Below are 17,951 nucleotides of genomic sequence, written 5' to 3' on the forward strand. Positions count from 1 at the left end.
ATGAACGCAGAAGAGCGGATGCAGCGCGAGGTCAGAGCGATCTGGGCGACCGTCATCTGCTTCTGCGTGGGCGCGCTTCTGGGCACGTGGGAGCTGTGGGGGAGTCCCCGGCCGGTCGCCGGCGATGGGTCGGTCGGGATGCCGATGGCGATGGTCGCCGCGGTGATCGCCGCCGCATCGTTCGTGGCGAGCACGCAGATCTACCGCCGGGGCGACCACGATGGCATGCCGAGGTGGCAGGCGGTGATCTCGTCGCTGTCCGCAGTCGCGCTCACCCTCGCGTTCGCCGGGGTCACTGCGCTCGGTGTCCTCTTGGCGACGGAGGTGCTCGGTGTCGGGCTTCAGGGCGTCGAACTTCCGCCCATCGGCGGCGGTATCGTCACGGGCGTTGCCAGTGCTGTGGCGGGACGGCTCGCCTTCGGAGCGGGCGTGGGCCTGCGCACCTCCGACATCGCCGACCTCCTGTTCGGCTACCTGATCATAGGGACCCTGTTCGCGATGCTGACCGCAGCGGACCCGCGCTGGTGGGAGCAGAACTTCTCACAGCTGGGCATCGGGTCCGGCGCCTGGGCGTTCAACGGCACGCTCGTGGTCGCGGGGCTCCTCATCGCCACCGTCGGTTCGTATATCGGGCGTGATCTGCACCGCATTCTCGGAGATGCGGCACTCGGACGGATCGTCTGGGTGGTCGCGCTGTGGTCTGCGACCGGAGTCGCCCTCGCCGCAGTCGGACTCTTCCCGCTATCTGGAATCGTGGCCGTGCACAACATCGCGGCGGTGGGGACGCTGGTTCTGTTCGTCGTCGCAGGTGCAGTGACGACTGTCGCGATGCCCGGGCCGCCGCATCCGCTCGTATTGATCTCGATCGGCGCGGCGCTGCTGATCGTCATCGCATTCATCCTTGCGGACGTGTTCGACCTGTTCTCGGTCACCGTGCTCGAGGTCATTGCAATCGGCATCGGTCTGCTCTGGCTCACGACGCTCGTGCGGATTCTCGCGGTGCTCACGCCGGCCGGCACCCGCCCCTCCGCGCGGCAGACGCTCGTACGCGCCTGAGGGGCACCCTTCCGTGGCATCCGAGCTGTGCCGGGAGGGGCCTGGCCACAGGCATCCGTCCCTGTCAGTATCGATGGAACAGCAACGCACCGATTTGCAAAGAGAGGACAACGATGTCCGACCAAGTATTCATCTTCATCGCGTTGGGGCTGTACTTCGCCGCAATGCTCGTCATCGGGTATCTGGCTTTTCGCCGGACGAAGAACCACGAGGACTACATGCTCGGCGGGAGGGACCTGCCGCCGTGGGTCGCTGCCCTGAGCGCCGGAGCATCCGATATGTCCGGCTGGCTGGTCATGGGTCTTCCTGGTGCCATCTATCTGTCGGGCCTGATCGAGGCGTGGATCGCCGTCGGGCTCACGATAGGCGCCTACCTGAACTGGCTGCTCGTTGCACCGCGCCTGCGCGCGTACACGCAGGTGTCGCGCAACTCGATCACGATCCCGAGCTTCTTCGAGAACCGCCTGCGTGACTCCTCGAGGCTCTTGCGTATTCTCGCCGGCATCGTGATCCTGGTGTTCTTCACGCTGTACATCTCCAGCGGAATGGTCGCTGGCGGGTTCTTCTTCGAGAGCTCTTTCAACTCCGACTACCTGTTCGGCATGCTGCTCGTCGCCGGTGTCACGCTGCTGTACACGCTGTTCGGCGGCTTCCTCGGGGCGTCGTTCACTGACGTCGTGCAGGGGCTGATGATGGTGATCGCGCTCATCGTCGTCCCGGTTGCCGCGATCATCGCGGTCGGCGGATTCGGTGAGGTGGGGGCATCGCTCGATGCGCTCGCACCGAACCATCTCTCGCTCATCGGCGGGAGCGCACTCACCGGCGGTGTCGTGCTGACCATCGTCTCGGGTCTCGCCTGGGGCCTGGGCTACTTCGGGCAGCCGCACATCATCGTGCGGTTCATGGCACTGCGCAGCCCCCGTGAGGCGAAGACCGCTCGCTGCATCGGCATGACCTGGATGATCATCTCCCTCATCGGCGCGGTGTTCTCGGGCATCGTCGGCATCGCGTACATGTCGCAGAAGGGCATCGACCTCACCAACGCTGAAACAGTGGTGCTGGTGATGTCGCAGACCCTGTTGCACCCGTTCGTCGCAGGCCTCGTCCTCGCGGCAGTGCTCGCCGCGATCATGAGCACGATCTCGAGCCAGCTGATCGTCGCGTCGTCCGCGTTCGTCGAAGACCTCTTCCGGCTGGTCAAGAAAGAGGCATCTCCCAAGCTGCTGGTGATGCTCGGACGGGCGACCGTGCTCTTCGTCGGCATCATCGCCGCACTGCTCGCGCTCATCCCGGATGACACGATCCTGGGACTCGTGTCGTTCGCGTGGGCCGGCTTCGGTGCGGCCTTCGGTCCGCTGATCCTGCTCAGCCTCTTCTGGCGCAAGCTCACGAACTGGGGGGCGCTGGCAGGCATGTTCGTGGGGGCAGCTGGCGTCTTCGTCTGGGACATCGCCTGGCCTGAGATGTACGAACTGCTGCCCTCGTTCATCTGTGCTCTGGTCGTCGCGTACGTGGTGAGCCTCATCACGTACAAGCAGGGCACCGAGCGTCAGAATGAGATCCTCCAGGAGTTCACCGACACCGGAACGCTGCTGACGGTCAACGGCGTAGGACGCGGTGCACGCACCGACCGCATGACGCCCTGACCCGAACGTCGGCACCCTGACCCGAGGTCGCAATACCGCGATATGATGAATTGATCACATCATCATGTCAGGGGGCGCTTTGCTGACGGAACCGAATCGTCCGCTCTACGAGGTCAAGGCCGGGCTGTTCAAGGGGCTCGCGCATCCGTTGCGCATCCACATCCTCGAGGTGCTCTCGGCTGCGCCGGAAGCATCCGTATCCGAGATCCTCGCCGTCACCGATCTCGAGGCCTCGCATCTGTCGCAGCATCTCGCTGTGCTGCGCCGCAACCGGCTGGTGACCTCTGAGCGCCGCGGGAGCCTCGTCTATTACCGCCTCGCCTACCCGCAGGTCGCCGACCTGCTGCGGGTGGCGCGTGCGCTGCTCGGCGAAATCCTTCAGTCGACGCAGCAGCAGCTGATCGAGCGCGACGGGCTGCCGCAGCTACCGGAATCCTCACAGTGACTGCCTCCTCGCGCGCACGGTCAGTGGGCGTTGCTCTGCGTCAGCTTCTTCCATCCGCGAACGACTACCGCGGCGCCAGGCGCACCTGGCGCGGCGACCTGCTCGCCGGAGTCACGGTCGGCATCGTCGCGCTGCCCCTCGCCCTCGCCTTCGGAGTGAGCTCGGGCGCCGGCGCCGAGAGCGGCCTGGTCACGGCGATCATCGCGGGGATCGTCGCGGCGATCTTCGGCGGTTCGCACGTGCAGGTCTCCGGACCCACCGGAGCCATGGTCGTCGTGCTCGCACCGATCATCGCCGTCCACGGACTCGGCGCACTCGCTGCCGTGTGCCTGCTCGCAGGGCTCATCGTGCTCCTCGCCGGCGTGCTGCGACTCGGCCGCACCATCTCGTACATTCCGTGGCCGGTGATTGAGGGCTTCACACTCGGTATCGCGGTGATCATCTTCCTGCAGCAGGTACCCACGGCCACCGGCACCGAGGTCGGCGAGAGCACGAACGCGGTGCTCGCCGCGCTCCAGTCACTGCAGACGGTCACGTGGCCGAAGCTCGGCTGGTCGCTGATGCTCGTGATTCTCGTCGTGATCGTGATGGTCGTCTCTCCCCGCATCCACCCGCGCTTTCCCGGCTCGCTCGTCGCGATCGTCATCGCCGCCGTGGCGACGTGGGCGTTCGACCTCCCGGTCGATGCGATCGGCGAGTTGCCCGCAGGCCTCCCGGCCCCGACGATCCCGATCCTCGATGCGCAGGTACTGCTGTCGCTTGCCGGACCCGCTATCGCCGTGGCAGCGCTGGCCGCGATCGAGTCGCTCCTGTCGGCTCGAGTGGCAGCATCCATGGCCGACACGGGTCCCTACGACGCGGACCGTGAGCTCGTAGGGCAAGGACTCGCCTCGATCGCCGCCGGGCTCTTCGGCGGCATGCCGGCCACCGGTGCGATCGCGCGCACCGCGGTGAACGTGCGGGCGGGTGGACGCTCACGGATCGCAGCCATCTCGCACGGCGTGCTGCTGTTCGTGATCGTTCTGGTCGGAGCATCCGTCGTCGCACGCATTCCGCTGGCGGCGCTCGCAGGAGTGCTGATGGTGACCGCCTGCCGGATGATCTCGGTTGCGACCGTGCGCACGATCGTCGGATCGACCAGAGCTGACGCGATCGTCTTCGGAATCACCGCGATCGTCACGATCAGCGTCGACCTCATCTACGCGGTGCTGATCGGCATCGCCGTGGCCGCGTTCTTCGCGTTGCGCCAGCTGGCGCGTGCGAGCGGAGTGCACCGCGAAGAACTCCCCGGCGTCGCCGTCTCCGGCGACGAGCGGATCGCCGTCTTCCGTCTGGAGGGCGCGCTCTTCTTCGGCGTCGCAGAGCGGATGCTGGAACGCATCAGCGAGCTGCGGGACGTCGAAGTGGTCGTGATCCGGATGTCGCAGCTGCAGATCCTGGATGCGACCGGGGCGCAGGTCATCACCGACCTCATCACGAGCCTCGAGCGGCGGGGGATCACGGTGCTGGTGAAGGGTATTCAGCCCGACCACCTCGCGCTGGCGACGAAGGTCGGGGTGCTCGCCTCGCTGCGCCATCAGAATCACCTCTTCGACGACTTGGGCGCGGCCGTCGCTCATGCGCGGAGCCATGTGCAGCGCTCGGCGCCTGACGCGCGCCCGACCCCGTGACGGCGTCGCGTCACGAATGACGACCGTACACGCGTGAACGCCGTCAGAACGGAATCCGTACGGAATCCCTACGGGTCGATCCGGTACCCATACGGAATCATCATGCCTCGGTTCGCGCCGGCCACTCCTCCGCGAGCAGACCGTAGTTCATGCCGTCCAGCCACTCTCCTGAACGGTGCAACGCGGTCTTGCGGCTGAACTCCTCGCGGCGCATTCCGAGCCGCTCCATCAGCCGCCACGACGGCTCGTTGTCGGCGAAGCATCCGGCGTGCACACGGCGCAGCGCGAGCGGACCGAAGCACACGTCGACGACCGCACGCACGGCTTCGGTCGCGTAGCCGTTCCCGGCATGCTCGGGCGCGAGTGCCCACCCGAGTTCGGCCTCAGTGCCCTTCGCCTGCTCGATGACCTCCCGCTGCGCCCAGCCGTCTCCGACCCGCAGCATGAGGTCGCCGATCACCAGCCCGTCTTCGATCCTGGTGATGATCAGCGTCGATGCCAACCGATCGGGCTCGAGATAGAGCTCGTCGAACGTCTCGCGGGTCTGCGGCGCGTTCCCGAGCCAGCGATTCACCTCGGGAAGCTGCCGGTACCCCCAGACGACGCCGAGGTCGTCCGGCGTGGCGGGCCTGATCTCGAGTCGTTCGGTGCGCAGCGGCCATGGGGCGCGTCGTTGCGAATCGGTCATCCTCCGATCCTAGGAGCCGAGAACTGCAGCGTGTGCCAGTTTGTGCAGCGCGTGGGAAGTTCTTCGAAAAACTCTCCTGAACAGCCGGAATTCTGCCTCGGAATGTCGGTGCCCCTGTGTTGAATGGGGGTACCTCGCAGCTGGTCACGGCTGGGCGACCATCGGACGCACCGGCGATCTCGTCCCCGTCGCCACAGCGCTGCAAACCGCGTGCGCGGGCGGCATCCAGCGCATTCTGTTCGACGAGCATGGCCGGATCGTGTCGCTCGGCATCAGCTCCCGCGTCTTCAACGCGCTGCAACGCCGCGCGATCACGATCCGCGACGGAGGATGCATCATTCCGGGCTGCACCGTTCCGCCGACATGGTGCGAAGTGCATCACGTCCGAGAGCATGCTGAGGGCGGCCCCACCCATACAGACAATGGTGTGCTGCTGTGCTGGTTCCACCACCGCACCTTGCACGCGACCGAATGGGTCATCCGCATGAACCACGGCATCCCCGAAGTGCGAGGTCCCGCCTGGTGGGACCCTCATCAGCACTGGCGCCGTGCTCGAAGTCCGCACCCGCGAGAACCCGTCCCCGGATGACGAGCGCCGCATCATGAGCCTCCGCGGGCAGCGGGATGTCCGCTCATGACGAACGCACAGCCCGCTCTGAACACGGACGCGTAGCGTCGATGTCATGACGACCATCGAGGTCAACGACGAAACGATCCGCCAGACACGAGAGCTCCGTGATGAGTTCCAGAAGTTCCTTCGCGAGTACGAGTTCGGCATGCGCGAGGTCGAGACGAAGATCTCGATCCTTCGGGACGAGTTCCTGCACGACCACTCGTACAACCCGATCGAGCACGTCAAGAGCCGACTCAAGACGCCGGACAGCATCGTCGAGAAGATCGCCCGCAAGGGGATCGCGGAGCCCTACTTCGAACAGATCCGTCAGAACATCACTGACATCGCCGGCGTTCGCGTCACCTGCAGCTTCGTCGCGGACGTCTACCTGCTGTTCGACCTGCTCACTCAGCAGGACGACATCACCGTCCGTGCCGTCAAGGACTACATCGCTCATCCCAAGGACAACGGCTACAAGAGCCTGCACGTGATCATCGATGTGCCGGTGTTTCTCTCCACTGGGCCATTGCTGGTGCCAGTGGAGGTGCAGTTCCGCACCATTGCGATGGACTTCTGGGCGAGCCTCGAGCACAAGATCTACTACAAGTTCTCCAACCAGGTGCCTTCGCACATCGTCGAGAGCCTGACGGATGCCGCCGAAGCCGCCTCAGAACTCGACATCCGCATGGAGCGGCTGCACCGCGAGGCTCACGGGGTGCCTCTGCGTCAGCTCGACCCGCCGCCACCTGCGCCGCGCATCGTGCAGGTCTGAGCGCGTCAGACGCTCCGAAGCGCGTCGGCGGCCGCGTCGAGCGCACCGTCGTTCAGTCTGAAGTACGCCCATCTGCCGCGCTGCTCGCGGGTGATGAGCCCCGCTTCGGTGAGGAGCTTCATGTGGTGAGACACGGTGCCCTGCGACAGACCGACGGGCTCGGTCAGGTCGCAGATGCAGGCCTCGCCCCCCTCGCCGCGCGAGATGAGCGAGAGCAGCATGACGCGAGTCGGATCGCCGATCGCCTTGAAGACGCGCGCCGTCTTCTCAGCGTCTTCGACCGAAAGGGAGGAGGTCACCCGCGGCGTGCAGCACGCGGTCGCTTCGATGGTCAGGGGCAGGCTCACGTCCTCAGTCTCGCACGTATTGACATTCTTCGATAGGTGCGTCACTGTTTTCATATTGAAGTTCTTCGATCTGAGGAGACGTGATGAGTGAGCTTCCCGTGGTGGTCATCGGCGCAGGTCCGCAGGGCCTCGCCGCGGCGGCTCATCTGAATGAGCGGGGCGTCGACTTCGTCGTCATCGAGCAAGGTGCTGGCGCCGGCGCGGCTGTGGCCGAGTGGCAGCAGGTGCGGCTGTTCTCGGCGTGGCCAGAGCTGATCGATGCCGCCGCGCGCCGTCTCCTCGAGGCGCTCGGATGGGTGGCTCCGGTCGAGGGGTACCCAAAGGGTGCGCAGTGGGTGAGTGAGTACCTCGAGCCGCTCGCCGCCTCATTCGGCGAGCGGGTGCGCTACGGCGAAACGGTCACCGGCGTCAGCCGCCAGGGGCGTGACAAGGTCGTGAGCACAGGCCGGGCGCAGCAGCCGTTCGTCGTGCACACGCAGGATTCGAGTGGGCGTGACGGCCGCATCCTGGCTCGGGCGGTGATCGATGCGAGCGGCACCTGGAACCTGCCGAACCCAGCCGGAGCTGACGGCTTCCCCGCCGTGGGTGAGCGGGCTGCCGCGGATCGTGTCTCGTACCGCATCCCCGATGATGTCGCAGAGCTCGCAGGCGCCCACGCCGTGGTCGTCGGCGCAGGGCACTCCGCCGTTCATGCAGTGCTCCAGGTCGCAGCACTCGCTCGGCGCACGCCCGGGACCCGGGTCACCTGGCTGCTGCGTCGCGGCGATGCGGCCCGCATCGCCGGTGGGGGAGCAGGAGACGAACTGCCAGAGCGCGCGGCGCTCGGGCAACTCGCGCAGAAGGCCATCGATGAGGGAACGGTCGAAGTGATGACCGGATTCCGGCTCGCCGAGGTCGCGAGCGGCGACCAAGGTCTGGTGCTCCGCGCAGAAGGCGGCCGAGAGGTCAGCGGGGTCGCACAGGTGTTCGCGCTGACCGGTTTCCGCCCCGACACCGAGATGCTGCGCGAACTGCGCCTCGACCTTGACCCGCTGCTCGATGCTGTTGCGGGTATCGCTGACGAGATCGACCCCAACATCCACTCGTGTGGATCTGTGGGGGCAACCGGCGCGCGCCAGCTCGCACAGCCCGAGAAGGACTTCTTCATCGTGGGAGCGAAATCGTACGGACGCGCACCGACCTTCCTCGCACTCACCGGCTACGAGCAGGTGCGCAGTGTGGTGGCGCACCTCGCCGGCGACTATGAAGCGGCAGCGCGCAACGATCTCGTCCTTCCTGACACGGGTGTGTGCGGTGGGGCAGTCGATTTCGACCCCGCCGACGGTACGGGCGCGGGCGGATGCTGCGCCCCACAGCCCACCCTGCAGATCGGCCTGCGACCGGTCGCTGTCGGCTGACCGCATCCGGTAGATGACCAGGAGGTGAACATTCGCCGCCACATTTGCGGATGCATATCGATTGATGTCAATATAGACGCATGTCGATACAAGAGGTTGAGCTGATCATCATCGGTTCTGGCCCGGCGGGGTATACAGCCGCGGTCTATGCCGCGCGTGCGGGTCTTGCTCCGGTGGTTCTTGCTGGTTCCGTGACCGCCGGTGGTGCGTTGATGACCACCACCGAGGTGGAGAACTTTCCCGGCTTCGGCGACGGCATCCAGGGTCCCGAGTTGATGGAGTCGATGCGCGCCCAGGCCGAGCGCTTCGGTGCCCGTATCCTGCTCGACGACGCCGTCCGCGTCGAACTCGAGGGGCCGGTCAAGACCATCGAGACCGGCGCGGGTGACACATTCCATGCGCGCGCGGTCATTCTCAGCATGGGATCCGCGTACCGCACGCTCGGACTGCCTGATGAGGAGCGTCTCACCGGACACGGAGTCTCATGGTGCGCCACGTGTGACGGGTTCTTCTTCCGTGAGCAGGAGATCGTCGTCGTCGGCGGCGGAGATTCCGCGATGGAAGAAGCGCTGTTCCTCACCCGCTTCGCATCGAAGGTGACCGTCGTGCACCGTCGCGACGAGTTCCGTGCCTCGAAGATCATGGCGCAGCGTGTACTCGACCACCCGAAGATCGACGTCGCGTGGAACAGCGAGGTCGTCGCCCTCCTCGGTGCGGAGAAGGTCGAGGCCGTCACTCTTCGGAATGTCGTCACCGGTGCAGACCGCGTTCTTCCCGTCACAGGCGTGTTCGTCGCGGTCGGCCACGACCCGCGCTCGGAGCTCGTCTCCGGAATCGTCGACACGGATGCGGACGGTTACGTCCTCGTCGAGCATCCCTCCACGCGCACGAACCTCGTTGGGGTGTTCGCCGCCGGGGATCTCGTCGACCACACCTACCGGCAGGCGATCACCGCAGCCGGCACCGGGTGCGCGGCCGCGCAAGACGCCCAGCACTACCTCTCCGCCCTCGACGACAGCACTGTCGTGATCGAGCAGGAAGACGTCTTCGTATGAGTACCGCGGCTGCTCCTGTTCGATCCGCAACCCGCCGGATGTCGACACTGGACCGGTGGCTCCCGCTGTGGATCGGCCTTGCCATGATCGCGGGCCTCCTCCTCGGTCGATTCATCCCGGGCGTATCGACCGTGCTCGCCCACCTCGAGGTCGGCGGCATCTCCGTGCCTATCGCGCTCGGCTTGCTGGTGATGATGTACCCGGTGCTCGCGAAGGTTCGCTATGACCGGGTCGCTGCTGTCACCGGCGACAAGAAGCTGCTCATCTCTTCCCTGGTGCTGAACTGGCTCATCGGCCCCGCGCTGATGTTCGTTCTGGCGTGGACGTTCCTCCCCGACCTGCCGGAGTACCGGACGGGACTCATCATCGTCGGTCTCGCACGCTGCATCGCTATGGTCATCATCTGGAACGACCTCGCCTGCGGCGACCGAGAAGCGGCAGCAGTGCTCGTCGCGATCAACTCGGTCTTTCAGGTCGTCGCCTTCGCACTGCTCGGCTGGTTCTACCTCACCGTGCTCCCTGCCTGGCTCGGGTTCGATACCCAGGGCCTGGAGATCTCGGTCGGACAGATCGCTCTCAACGTCCTCATCTTCCTCGGTGTCCCTCTCCTCACCGGCTTCGCTTCGCGATGGATCGGTGAACGCCGAAAAGGTCGGGACTGGTACGAGGAGCGATTCCTGCCCAAGATCGGACCATGGGCTCTTTACGGGCTGCTGTTCACGATCGTGCTGCTGTTCGCCCTTCAAGGAGAACAGGTCACCTCACGCCCCCTCGACGTCGTGCGCATCGCACTGCCGCTGCTCGTCTACTTCGCCGTGATGTGGTTCATCGGGCTCTTCACGGGGAGAGCCCTCGGCCTCGGCTACGCCCGCTCTTCGACGCTCGCGTTCACCGCAGCGGGCAACAACTTCGAGCTCGCCATCGCCGTCGCAATCGGCACTTTCGGTGCCGCATCCGGTCAGGCACTTGCCGGTGTCGTCGGACCGCTCATTGAGGTACCGATCCTCGTCGGACTCGTCTACGTCTCGCTCTGGGCCGCCCGCGCCTGGTTCCACACCGACCCGTACACGAACGAGCGGATGCCGTCATGAGTGCGTCTCTTGCGTCCGAGGACGCAACGTCCGTGGATACAGCCTGCCGCCCAGCTGTGTCGCACGCCATCGGCCAGGAAGCGGCCGCGTCTGTCGCCGCCACGCTCAAGGCGCTCGCTGACCCGCTCCGGCTTCGGATGCTGTCAGCCATCGCATCCGATCCTCGAGGCGAGTCCTGCGTGTGCGACCTCGCGGAGCTTGCTGAAGTATCGCAACCGACGGTCTCGCACCATCTCAAGGTCCTCAAGGACGTGCATGTTCTGACGTCCGAGCGCCGCGGAACGTGGGTCTGGTACAAGATCAACCAGAGCCGTCGTGGCGCTGTCACCGCCCTCCTGGATTCATTTGCGCCGGCTTCTGTCGCAGAATCCTGGGCCGAAGAGATCACAGATGAGGATCGACGCCCTGATTTCGACGCACGCGTGACGCGGCTGGCCGATGAGCTCGCTGCAGAGGTGCCAGAGCTGCATGCGTCGACTGTGCTGGCGATCGTCCGGGAGTCGTACACTTCCCTGGCCCGAACGGCACGCGTCACATCAGCACTGATCCCCCTCGCCGAACGGTTCGCCAGGCAACGTCTCGCGGATCTCACCCGCGACCGCGAAGTCTCTGTGCCGCAGGTGCTGTTCGTCTGCGTCGCGAACGCCGGCCGTTCGCAGTTGGCTGCCGCGCTTGTGAACCAAATGGCGGCCGGACGAGTTGTCGCCCGGTCTGCCGGGTCGTCGCCCGCAGACGTCATCCATCCGCATGTGCGCTCCCTGCTCGCCGGAATCGAGGGCGACGTGTCATCTGAACGTTTTCCGAAACCGCTGACCGACGATGCGGTACGTGCGGCCGACGTCGTCGTCACCATGGGATGCGGTGACGTCTGCCCGGTCATTCCCGGCATCCGTTACGACGATTGGGCCGTCGGTGACCCGGCACTCGCGTCGCGCGAAGGGGTCGAAGCCATCCGTGATGACATTGCCGCCCGCGTCCGCACGCTCGTCGACGATCTTCTGAACTGACCACCTACCCCTTGTCTGGAGACACCATGACCGATACCACCACCCCTTCCGTGCTCTTCGTCTGCGTGCACAACGCGGGCCGCTCGCAGATGGCGGCTGGTTTCCTGCGCCAGGTCGCCGGAGACCGTATCGAGGTCCGATCAGCGGGCTCGATGCCTGCCGACCAGATCAACCCGACCGCTGTCGAGGCCATGCGCGAGCTGGGGATCGACATCACGGCCGAGCGTCCCAAAGTGCTCACCACCGATGCTGTACAGGCGTCTGATGTGGTGATCACGATGGGCTGCGGAGACGCGTGCCCCATCTTCCCCGGCAAACGCTACGAGGACTGGGAGCTCGAAGACCCGGCAGGGCAGGGAATTGAAGCCGTGCGGCCCATCCGCGACGAGATCCGCGGGCGCATCGAGCAGCTGGTCGGCGAACTCCTCTGACATGAGCCGCGCATAACTCCTGAACTTTTCCCCGATCCCGGTGTTTCGGGGCGGGGTGAGACGGCGGAGTCCAGTTTCTCAGGAGTTGTGTGCGCGGCTCAGGCCATGAACTCCCGCACGGCGGCGGTCATCGAGGTCACCCCGATTTCGATGCCGGGGGTAATCACCGGTGCGAACAGCGCCGAATGCGTGGTCGGGATCACATCAGACACCGTGCCATCGGCGACGGCCGCAGCGTACGCTTCCGCGTCGATCACGCCCCAGAACCAGAAGACGAGCGGTGCGCCGGAGTCCCTGGCGAACCACGAGACATCCTCGCTGCCGGTGAAGAAGCCCGGGTCCATCACCGTGCCGGCGCCGAGTGCGCGGTCGATGGCGGCTGAGACGCGCGCTGTCGCTTCCGGGTCGTTGATCGTCGGCGGCAGCCGGTGCTCCGTGCGGAACTCGGGATCGCGCAGCGCACCCGATGCCGCCGCCTCTGCCCGCACGATCCGCTCGACGCTCGCGATGATCCGCTCGCGCGCCGCATCGTCGGGATAGCGCAGGCTGAGCTCGAGCGTGGCCTCCGAGGAGATGATGTTGTTCTTCGTGCCGGCGTGGATCGAACCGACCGTGACAACGCCGACGCCGCGCGGGTCGACTTCACGCGATGCGATGGTCTGCAGGCGCATCACCGTGGCCGCAGCCATCACGACCGGGTCGATGGTCGTATGCGGCCGGGAGCCGTGTCCGCCGCGGCCGTGAAGTGTGACGGTGATGCCGTCCGCTGCCGCCATCTGCGGCCCTGGTCGCATGCCCACCACGCCGGCCGGAAGGGGGGTGACGTGCTGCCCGAGGACGACATCGGGCTTCGGGTAGCGATCGAGGATGCCGTCATCCAGCATCGCCCGCGAGCCGGCACCGTACTCCTCGGCGGGCTGGATCAGCACGACGAGCGTCCCTGACCACTCGCCGCGGGTGTTCACGAGCCGCTCGACGGCACCGATCATCGCCGTCACGTGCATGTCGTGACCGCAGGCGTGCATGACCGGCACGGTGCTTCCTGCCGGATCGATGCCGGTCACGGTACTCGCGTACGGCAGACCGGTGGTCTCCAGAACGGGCAGCGCATCCATGTCGGCCCGCGCCCAGACGACGGGGCCGTCACCGTTGCGCAGCACTCCGACGACACCGGTGATGCCGACGCGCTCCTCGACCTCGAGGCCGAGATCGCGCAGGTGACCGGCGGCGATTGCTGCAGTCCGGGTCTCTTGGAAGGAGAGTTCCGGATGCCGGTGGAGATCGGTGTACAGGTGCACAAGGTCGATGGCCATGACCTCGACTCTAGACGGCCGGTCACCCGCCCGGTCGCCCGCGCCAGCGGCCTCGGCGCCCCCTCGCGCCGCCGAGGCCCCCGCTCAAACGCGCGGATCAGAGGGGGCGTCGATGATCAGAGGGGGCGTCGATGAAAGGGCGCGCGCATCAGTCACTGCGTGGCAGGCGAGACGGGCCCCGCACTACAGTTGATACGCCCGCTCGGGCGCACATCCCAGGAGCACCCGCATGACAACCGTCGACGATCGCGCCCGCTACCGGCCGAACCCCTCCGTGCTCACTGCGCTGAAATCGCCTCGACTGCTGACGCGCGAAGTCCTTGCGGGCCTGGTGGTGGGTCTCGCGCTGATCCCCGAAGCCATCGCCTTCTCGATCATTGCGGGGGTCGATCCCAAGGTCGGGCTGTTCTCCGCGTTCGTGATGGCGGTCTCCATCGCGTTCGTCGGCGGACGCCCCGCGATGATCAGCGCGGCGACGGGAGCGGTCGCACTCGTGATCGCGCCGGTGATGCGCGAACACGGGATGGACTACTTCATCGCCACGGTCATCCTCGCCGGAATCTTCCAGATCCTCCTCGCCCTCTTCGGCGTCGCGAAGCTCATGCGCTTCATCCCGCGCAGCGTCATGGTCGGCTTCGTCAACGCGCTCGCGATCCTCGTTTTCATCGCACAGCTGCCGCATCTGATCGGTGTGCCCTGGCTGGTGTATCCGCTCGTCGCCGGCGGCATCCTGATCATGGTGATGATGCCCCGCATCACCAAGGTGATCCCGGCGCCCCTCGTCTCGATCGTCCTGGTCACCGCGGTCGTGGTCGTCTTCGCGCTCAATGTGCCTACCGTGGGAGACGAGGGCGAGCTCCCCAAGAGCCTTCCCGAGCTCTTCTTCCCGAGCGTCCCGTTCACCTGGGAGACTTTCACGATCATCGCGCCCTTCTCGCTCGGCATGGCACTGGTGGGTCTGCTCGAGTCGCTGATGACCGCGAAGCTCGTCGACGAGATCACCGACACGCACTCCCGGAAGACTCGCGAGGCCTGGGGGCAGGGTGTCGCGAACATCCTCTCGGGGTTCTTCGGCGGCATGGGCGGGTGCGCCATGATCGGCCAGACCATGATCAATGTGAAGGTGTCCGGCGCACGCACGCGGATCTCCACGTTCTTCGCCGGTGTCTTCCTGCTCATCCTTGTCGTCACTCTCGGCGATGTCGTCGCGATCATTCCGATGGCCGCCCTGGTCGCGGTCATGATCATGGTGTGCGTAGCGACCTTCGACTGGCACAGCATCCGCCCGTCGACCCTGAAGCGGATGCCGAAGAGCGAGACCCTCGTCATGGCCTCGACCGTCGTGCTCGTGGTTCTCACCTCGAACCTCGCCATCGGGGTGGTGGCCGGTGTGGTCGTGGCATCCGTGCTCTTCGTCCGTCGCGTCGCGCATTTCGCGACCGTCACCCGGACGGTGACGGCGGATGCCGCGCACTACGTCGTCGACGGTGAGCTGTTCTTCGCCTCCAGCAACGACCTCACCACGCAGTTCGAGTACGTCGATGATCCGGCGCGCATCGTCATCGACCTGTCACGGTCGCACATCTGGGACGCCTCGACAGTTGCCGCACTCGACGCGATCCAGACGAAGTATCTCGCTCACGAGAAGACCGTCGAGCTCGTCGGGCTCAACGTCGCCAGCGGAGTGTTCCACGGGCGGTTGAGCGGGGGCTTTCCGCCGGCGTGAGCGCGTACCCGGTCACTTCTCCTGAGGCCGCGCCGTCGTTCCGCGCACGATGAGTTCGAACGGCAGCGCCGCATGCGCGGCAGGCTCGTTCGTCGCCTCGAGCTTCGCGAGCACAGCCTCGGCCGCCCGCTCGCCCTGCGCGAGCGGAAACTGATCGACGGTCGTGAGCTGGAAGAACTCGCCGAGTTCGTGACCGTCGATGCCGATCACCGAAATGTCCTCGGGCACCCGGTACCCGAGATCACGCGCCGCCATGACGGCACCGATCGCCATCTCATCGGATGCCGCGAAGACCGCGGTCGGGCGAGGTCCGGGGCGCCCCAGGAGCTGCTTCGCTGCCCGATACCCGCCTTCGACCGTGAAGTCCGAAGGCGCCAGGAACGCGGGATTCGGAGTGATCCCCGCACCAGCCAGCGCCGTCTCGAAACCGAGCCGGCGATTGGTCGGGATGTGGAAGTCCAGATCGAATTCGGGGCTTGCGCCGATGTGCGCGATCTCGGTGTGGCCGAGGGTCAGCAGATGTTCCGTGGCGAGCTGCGCGAGCGCACCATCATCGGCGGTGAGCGTGTCGAGCCGGGGGTTCGGGCCACCGATGGCGATCACCGGCAGACCGAGCGCGAGCAGTCGCGCGGTCTCGTGTTCGTTCAGCTCGATGGAGACGGCGATGACAGCATCCACGCGCTGTCGTCGCAGAGCCGTCTCGAACACGTCCTTTCGCACGTCCTGATCGGCCGTGATGTTGTAGAGCGTGATGTCGTAGCCGTGGCGCATCAGCGCGCTGGACACTCCAGAGAGCACCGTGCTGAAGAACCACCGATCGAGGAACGGCACCACGACGCCGATGTTCCTCGTGCGCCCTGACGCCAGGCTCGAAGCCCGCGAAGAGACGACGTAACCGAGCTCCTCGGCGGCCAGGTGAACCTTCTCGCGAGAAGAGGTGGAGACGTAGCCGCGACCGCTGAGGGCGCGCGAGACCGTGGCGGTTGACAGCCCGGCCTTTCGCGCGACCTCATCGATGCTGACCACGGTGGCTCAGTTCTTCGTGTACCAGGCTGCGTGATCAGTCGGCACGGCAGTGCCGTCGAACCTCTGGCTCTGCGTGATGAAGGTCACATCGTCGCCGAGCTCCAACGGCTCTGCACCGAGGTTCGCGACCACATACACGTCTCCTCGGCGGAAGGCGATGGCGCTCTCGCCGAGGTCCTCCCACACCAGCGAGCCGTTGCCGAGCTCGAACTCGCGGCGCATGCCCAGCAGCGTCTTGTACATGTGCAGGGTGGAGGCGGGGTCGGCCTCCTCGACATCGCGAGCGAAACGCGACCACTCCTCCGGCTGCGGCAGCCAGGAGTCACCGGTCGTGTTGAAGCCGTACGCCGCAGCATCCGCTTCCCACGGGATCGGCACGCGGCAGCCGTCGCGGCCGTAGCGCTCGCCGTTCGTGCGGAACCACGTCGGGTCCTGACGGAACTCGTCGGGGATCTCCATCGCCTCAGGAAGGCCGAGCTCTTCGCCCTGGTACAGGTACGAGGAACCGGGCAGCGCGAGCATGATCGTGGTCGCCGCGCGAGCGCGTGCGAGACCGGTCGCTTCGTCGGGCTTGCCAGCGGACTTCGGTCCGATTCCGTCGCCCTGCGGGCTGTCAGCGGTGAGAGCCAGGCGAGAAGCGTGCCGGATCACGTCGTGATTCGAGAGCACCCAGGTGCTGGGAGCGCCGACCTTGCCGAACTCCTCGAGGGAGTCGCGGATGACGCCGCGGACCTTCTCGGCGTCCCACTCGGTCATCATGTACGGGAAGTTGAACGTCTGGTGCATCTCGTCGGGACGAACCCAGAGTGCCGTCTTCTTCAGAGTGGGCAGCCAGGCCTCACCGCACAGTGCGCGATCGCCATCGTACTCCGCGAGGACCTTGTGCCAGTCGCGGTAGATGTCGTGGACACCCTCCTGGCCCCAGTAGGGCACGTCGTCCTCGCCGCCGCCCATCGAGTCGGACTCGGACGGGGGCGTGTAGTCGGGGAGGCCGTCGGCCTTGATCATGCCGTGGGCGACATCCACGCGGAATCCGTCGACGCCGCGGTCGAGCCAGAAGCGCAGGACGCCGCGGAACTCTTCGCGAACCTCTTCATTGGTCCAGTCGAAGTCGGGCTGCGAGGGGTCGAAGATGTGCAGGTACCACTGGCCAGGGGTGCCGTCGGGCTCGGTGATGCGAGTCCACTGGCCGCCGCCGAACACGCTCTCCCAGTTGTTCGGCGGAATCTCGCCGTTCTCGCCCTTGCCGTCACGGAAGATGTAACGAGCGCGCTCGGGGCTGCCGGGGGCCGCCTTCAGTGCCTGCTGGAACCACACGTGCTGATCGCTGGAGTGGTTCGGAACGAGGTCGACGATCACCCGGATGCCGCGGGCGTGAGCTGCCGCGAGCATCGTGTCGAAATCGGCGAGTGTGCCGAACAGCGGGTCGACATCGCGGTAGTCGGCGACGTCGTAACCAGCATCCTTCTGGGGGCTCGTCATGAACGGGCTCAGCCAGATCGCATCGATGCCGAGATCCTGGAGGGAATCGAGTCTGCTGGTCACACCGGGCAGATCGCCGATTCCATCACCAGAGGCGTCAGCAAAGGAACGCGGGTAGATCTGGTAGATAACGGCGCTTCGCCACCACTCGGAACCGGGCGCTGCGAACTGCTCAAGCTCTGTCAT

The 17,951-nt window shown here is 66.0% G+C and carries 16 protein-coding genes; 11 read left to right on the forward strand and 5 right to left on the reverse strand.

The features are described from left to right. The 4 genes from ACN0RC_RS05860 (at window position 1) to ACN0RC_RS05875 (ending at window position 4,817) form a co-directional block, all read left to right on the forward strand. A complete protein-coding gene (locus ACN0RC_RS05860; RefSeq protein WP_417509761.1) occupies window positions 1–1,056 on the forward strand; it encodes a DUF998 domain-containing protein in 1,056 nt (351 codons plus the stop codon). Between the two features lie 113 nt (window positions 1,057–1,169). Further along, window positions 1,170–2,702 carry a sodium/proline symporter PutP gene (gene putP, locus ACN0RC_RS05865; RefSeq protein ID WP_417509763.1) on the forward strand — a complete coding sequence of 511 codons (1,533 nt, stop codon included), beginning with the start codon at window positions 1,170–1,172 and terminating at the stop codon, window positions 2,700–2,702. Between the two features lie 79 nt (window positions 2,703–2,781). Continuing rightward, a complete protein-coding gene (locus tag ACN0RC_RS05870; RefSeq protein WP_417509765.1) occupies window positions 2,782–3,147 on the forward strand; it encodes an ArsR/SmtB family transcription factor in 366 nt (121 codons plus the stop codon). Then, window positions 3,144–4,817 carry a SulP family inorganic anion transporter gene (locus ACN0RC_RS05875; RefSeq protein ID WP_417509767.1) on the forward strand — a complete coding sequence of 558 codons (1,674 nt, stop codon included), beginning with the start codon at window positions 3,144–3,146 and terminating at the stop codon, window positions 4,815–4,817. Before ACN0RC_RS05870 ends, ACN0RC_RS05875 begins: the two co-directional genes overlap by 4 nt. Window positions 4,818–4,917: 100 nt before the next feature. Here the strand turns inward: ACN0RC_RS05875 and ACN0RC_RS05880 are convergent, their stop codons facing one another. Next, on the reverse strand, window positions 4,918–5,505 hold the full coding sequence (locus ACN0RC_RS05880) for a GNAT family N-acetyltransferase (protein WP_417509769.1): 588 nt from the start codon (window positions 5,503–5,505) through the stop codon (window positions 4,918–4,920). Between the two features lie 683 nt (window positions 5,506–6,188). Between ACN0RC_RS05880 and ACN0RC_RS05885 the strand changes: the two genes are divergently transcribed. Continuing rightward, window positions 6,189–6,890: a GTP pyrophosphokinase gene (locus ACN0RC_RS05885; RefSeq protein WP_417509771.1), complete on the forward strand. Its 702-nt coding sequence runs from the start codon at window positions 6,189–6,191 to the stop codon at window positions 6,888–6,890. Between the two features lie 5 nt (window positions 6,891–6,895). Here ACN0RC_RS05885 and ACN0RC_RS05890 read toward each other — a convergent pair whose 3' ends face one another. Further along, window positions 6,896–7,237, reverse strand: coding sequence for an ArsR/SmtB family transcription factor (locus ACN0RC_RS05890; RefSeq protein ID WP_417509773.1), 342 nt, complete (start codon window positions 7,235–7,237; stop codon window positions 6,896–6,898). An 83-nt stretch (window positions 7,238–7,320) separates the two neighbouring features. Between ACN0RC_RS05890 and ACN0RC_RS05895 the strand changes: the two genes are divergently transcribed. The 5 genes from ACN0RC_RS05895 to ACN0RC_RS05915 all read left to right on the forward strand — a co-directional run bounded on the left by ACN0RC_RS05895 (window position 7,321) and on the right by ACN0RC_RS05915 (window position 12,218). After that, window positions 7,321–8,634 carry an NAD(P)-binding domain-containing protein gene (locus ACN0RC_RS05895; RefSeq protein ID WP_417509775.1) on the forward strand — a complete coding sequence of 438 codons (1,314 nt, stop codon included), beginning with the start codon at window positions 7,321–7,323 and terminating at the stop codon, window positions 8,632–8,634. A gap of 80 nt (window positions 8,635–8,714) precedes the next feature. Then, window positions 8,715–9,689 carry a thioredoxin-disulfide reductase gene (gene trxB, locus ACN0RC_RS05900; protein WP_417509778.1) on the forward strand — a complete coding sequence of 325 codons (975 nt, stop codon included), beginning with the start codon at window positions 8,715–8,717 and terminating at the stop codon, window positions 9,687–9,689. Continuing rightward, complete coding sequence (arsB, locus tag ACN0RC_RS05905) at window positions 9,686–10,780, forward strand: ACR3 family arsenite efflux transporter (protein ID WP_417509780.1); 1,095 nt, start codon at window positions 9,686–9,688, stop codon at window positions 10,778–10,780. Before trxB ends, arsB begins: the two co-directional genes overlap by 4 nt. Next, entirely contained in the window at window positions 10,777–11,787 is a 1,011-nt protein-coding gene (locus ACN0RC_RS05910) for a metalloregulator ArsR/SmtB family transcription factor (protein WP_417509782.1), read from the forward strand. Before arsB ends, ACN0RC_RS05910 begins: the two co-directional genes overlap by 4 nt. A gap of 26 nt (window positions 11,788–11,813) precedes the next feature. Further along, on the forward strand, window positions 11,814–12,218 hold the full coding sequence (locus tag ACN0RC_RS05915) for an arsenate reductase ArsC (RefSeq protein WP_417509784.1): 405 nt from the start codon (window positions 11,814–11,816) through the stop codon (window positions 12,216–12,218). A gap of 98 nt (window positions 12,219–12,316) precedes the next feature. On the opposite strand, the gene ACN0RC_RS05920 is transcribed toward ACN0RC_RS05915, so the two are convergent. Beyond that, entirely contained in the window at window positions 12,317–13,531 is a 1,215-nt protein-coding gene (locus tag ACN0RC_RS05920) for an amidohydrolase (RefSeq protein WP_417509786.1), read from the reverse strand. Between the two features lie 229 nt (window positions 13,532–13,760). On the opposite strand from ACN0RC_RS05920, the gene ACN0RC_RS05925 reads away from it, so the two are divergent. After that, window positions 13,761–15,257 (forward strand): SulP family inorganic anion transporter, encoded by a 1,497-nt coding sequence (locus tag ACN0RC_RS05925; protein ID WP_417509788.1) that lies wholly within the window; start codon window positions 13,761–13,763, stop codon window positions 15,255–15,257. Window positions 15,258–15,269: 12 nt separating this feature from the next. Here ACN0RC_RS05925 and ACN0RC_RS05930 read toward each other — a convergent pair whose 3' ends face one another. Together ACN0RC_RS05930 and ACN0RC_RS05935 are read right to left on the reverse strand one after the other, a co-directional pair. Next, complete coding sequence (locus tag ACN0RC_RS05930; RefSeq protein WP_417509790.1) at window positions 15,270–16,283, reverse strand: LacI family DNA-binding transcriptional regulator; 1,014 nt, start codon at window positions 16,281–16,283, stop codon at window positions 15,270–15,272. A 6-nt stretch (window positions 16,284–16,289) separates the two neighbouring features. Next, entirely contained in the window at window positions 16,290–17,951 is a 1,662-nt protein-coding gene (locus ACN0RC_RS05935; RefSeq protein ID WP_417509792.1) for a glycoside hydrolase family 13 protein, read from the reverse strand.

The sequence above is a fragment of the Microbacterium sp. genome (assembly GCF_048259935.1).
Taxonomy (GTDB): Bacteria; Actinomycetota; Actinomycetes; order Actinomycetales; family Microbacteriaceae; genus Microbacterium.

What these genes read in the sequence shown, in the direction of transcription:
- ACN0RC_RS05860 (WP_417509761.1), top strand. Translation starts at nt 1, where the DNA reads ATGAACGCAGAAGAGCGGATGCAGCGCGAGGTCAGAGCGATCTGGGCG.
- putP (WP_417509763.1), top strand. Translation starts at nt 1,170, where the DNA reads ATGTCCGACCAAGTATTCATCTTCATCGCGTTGGGGCTGTACTTCGCC.
- ACN0RC_RS05880 (WP_417509769.1), bottom strand. Translation starts at nt 5,505, where the DNA reads ATGACCGATTCGCAACGACGCGCCCCATGGCCGCTGCGCACCGAACGA.
- ACN0RC_RS05885 (WP_417509771.1), top strand. Translation starts at nt 6,189, where the DNA reads ATGACGACCATCGAGGTCAACGACGAAACGATCCGCCAGACACGAGAG.
- ACN0RC_RS05895 (WP_417509775.1), top strand. Translation starts at nt 7,321, where the DNA reads ATGAGTGAGCTTCCCGTGGTGGTCATCGGCGCAGGTCCGCAGGGCCTC.
- trxB (WP_417509778.1), top strand. Translation starts at nt 8,715, where the DNA reads ATGTCGATACAAGAGGTTGAGCTGATCATCATCGGTTCTGGCCCGGCG.
- arsB (WP_417509780.1), top strand. Translation starts at nt 9,686, where the DNA reads ATGAGTACCGCGGCTGCTCCTGTTCGATCCGCAACCCGCCGGATGTCG.
- ACN0RC_RS05910 (WP_417509782.1), top strand. Translation starts at nt 10,777, where the DNA reads ATGAGTGCGTCTCTTGCGTCCGAGGACGCAACGTCCGTGGATACAGCC.
- ACN0RC_RS05915 (WP_417509784.1), top strand. Translation starts at nt 11,814, where the DNA reads ATGACCGATACCACCACCCCTTCCGTGCTCTTCGTCTGCGTGCACAAC.
- ACN0RC_RS05920 (WP_417509786.1), bottom strand. Translation starts at nt 13,531, where the DNA reads ATGGCCATCGACCTTGTGCACCTGTACACCGATCTCCACCGGCATCCG.
- ACN0RC_RS05925 (WP_417509788.1), top strand. Translation starts at nt 13,761, where the DNA reads ATGACAACCGTCGACGATCGCGCCCGCTACCGGCCGAACCCCTCCGTG.
- ACN0RC_RS05935 (WP_417509792.1), bottom strand. Translation starts at nt 17,951, where the DNA reads ATGACAGAGCTTGAGCAGTTCGCAGCGCCCGGTTCCGAGTGGTGGCGA.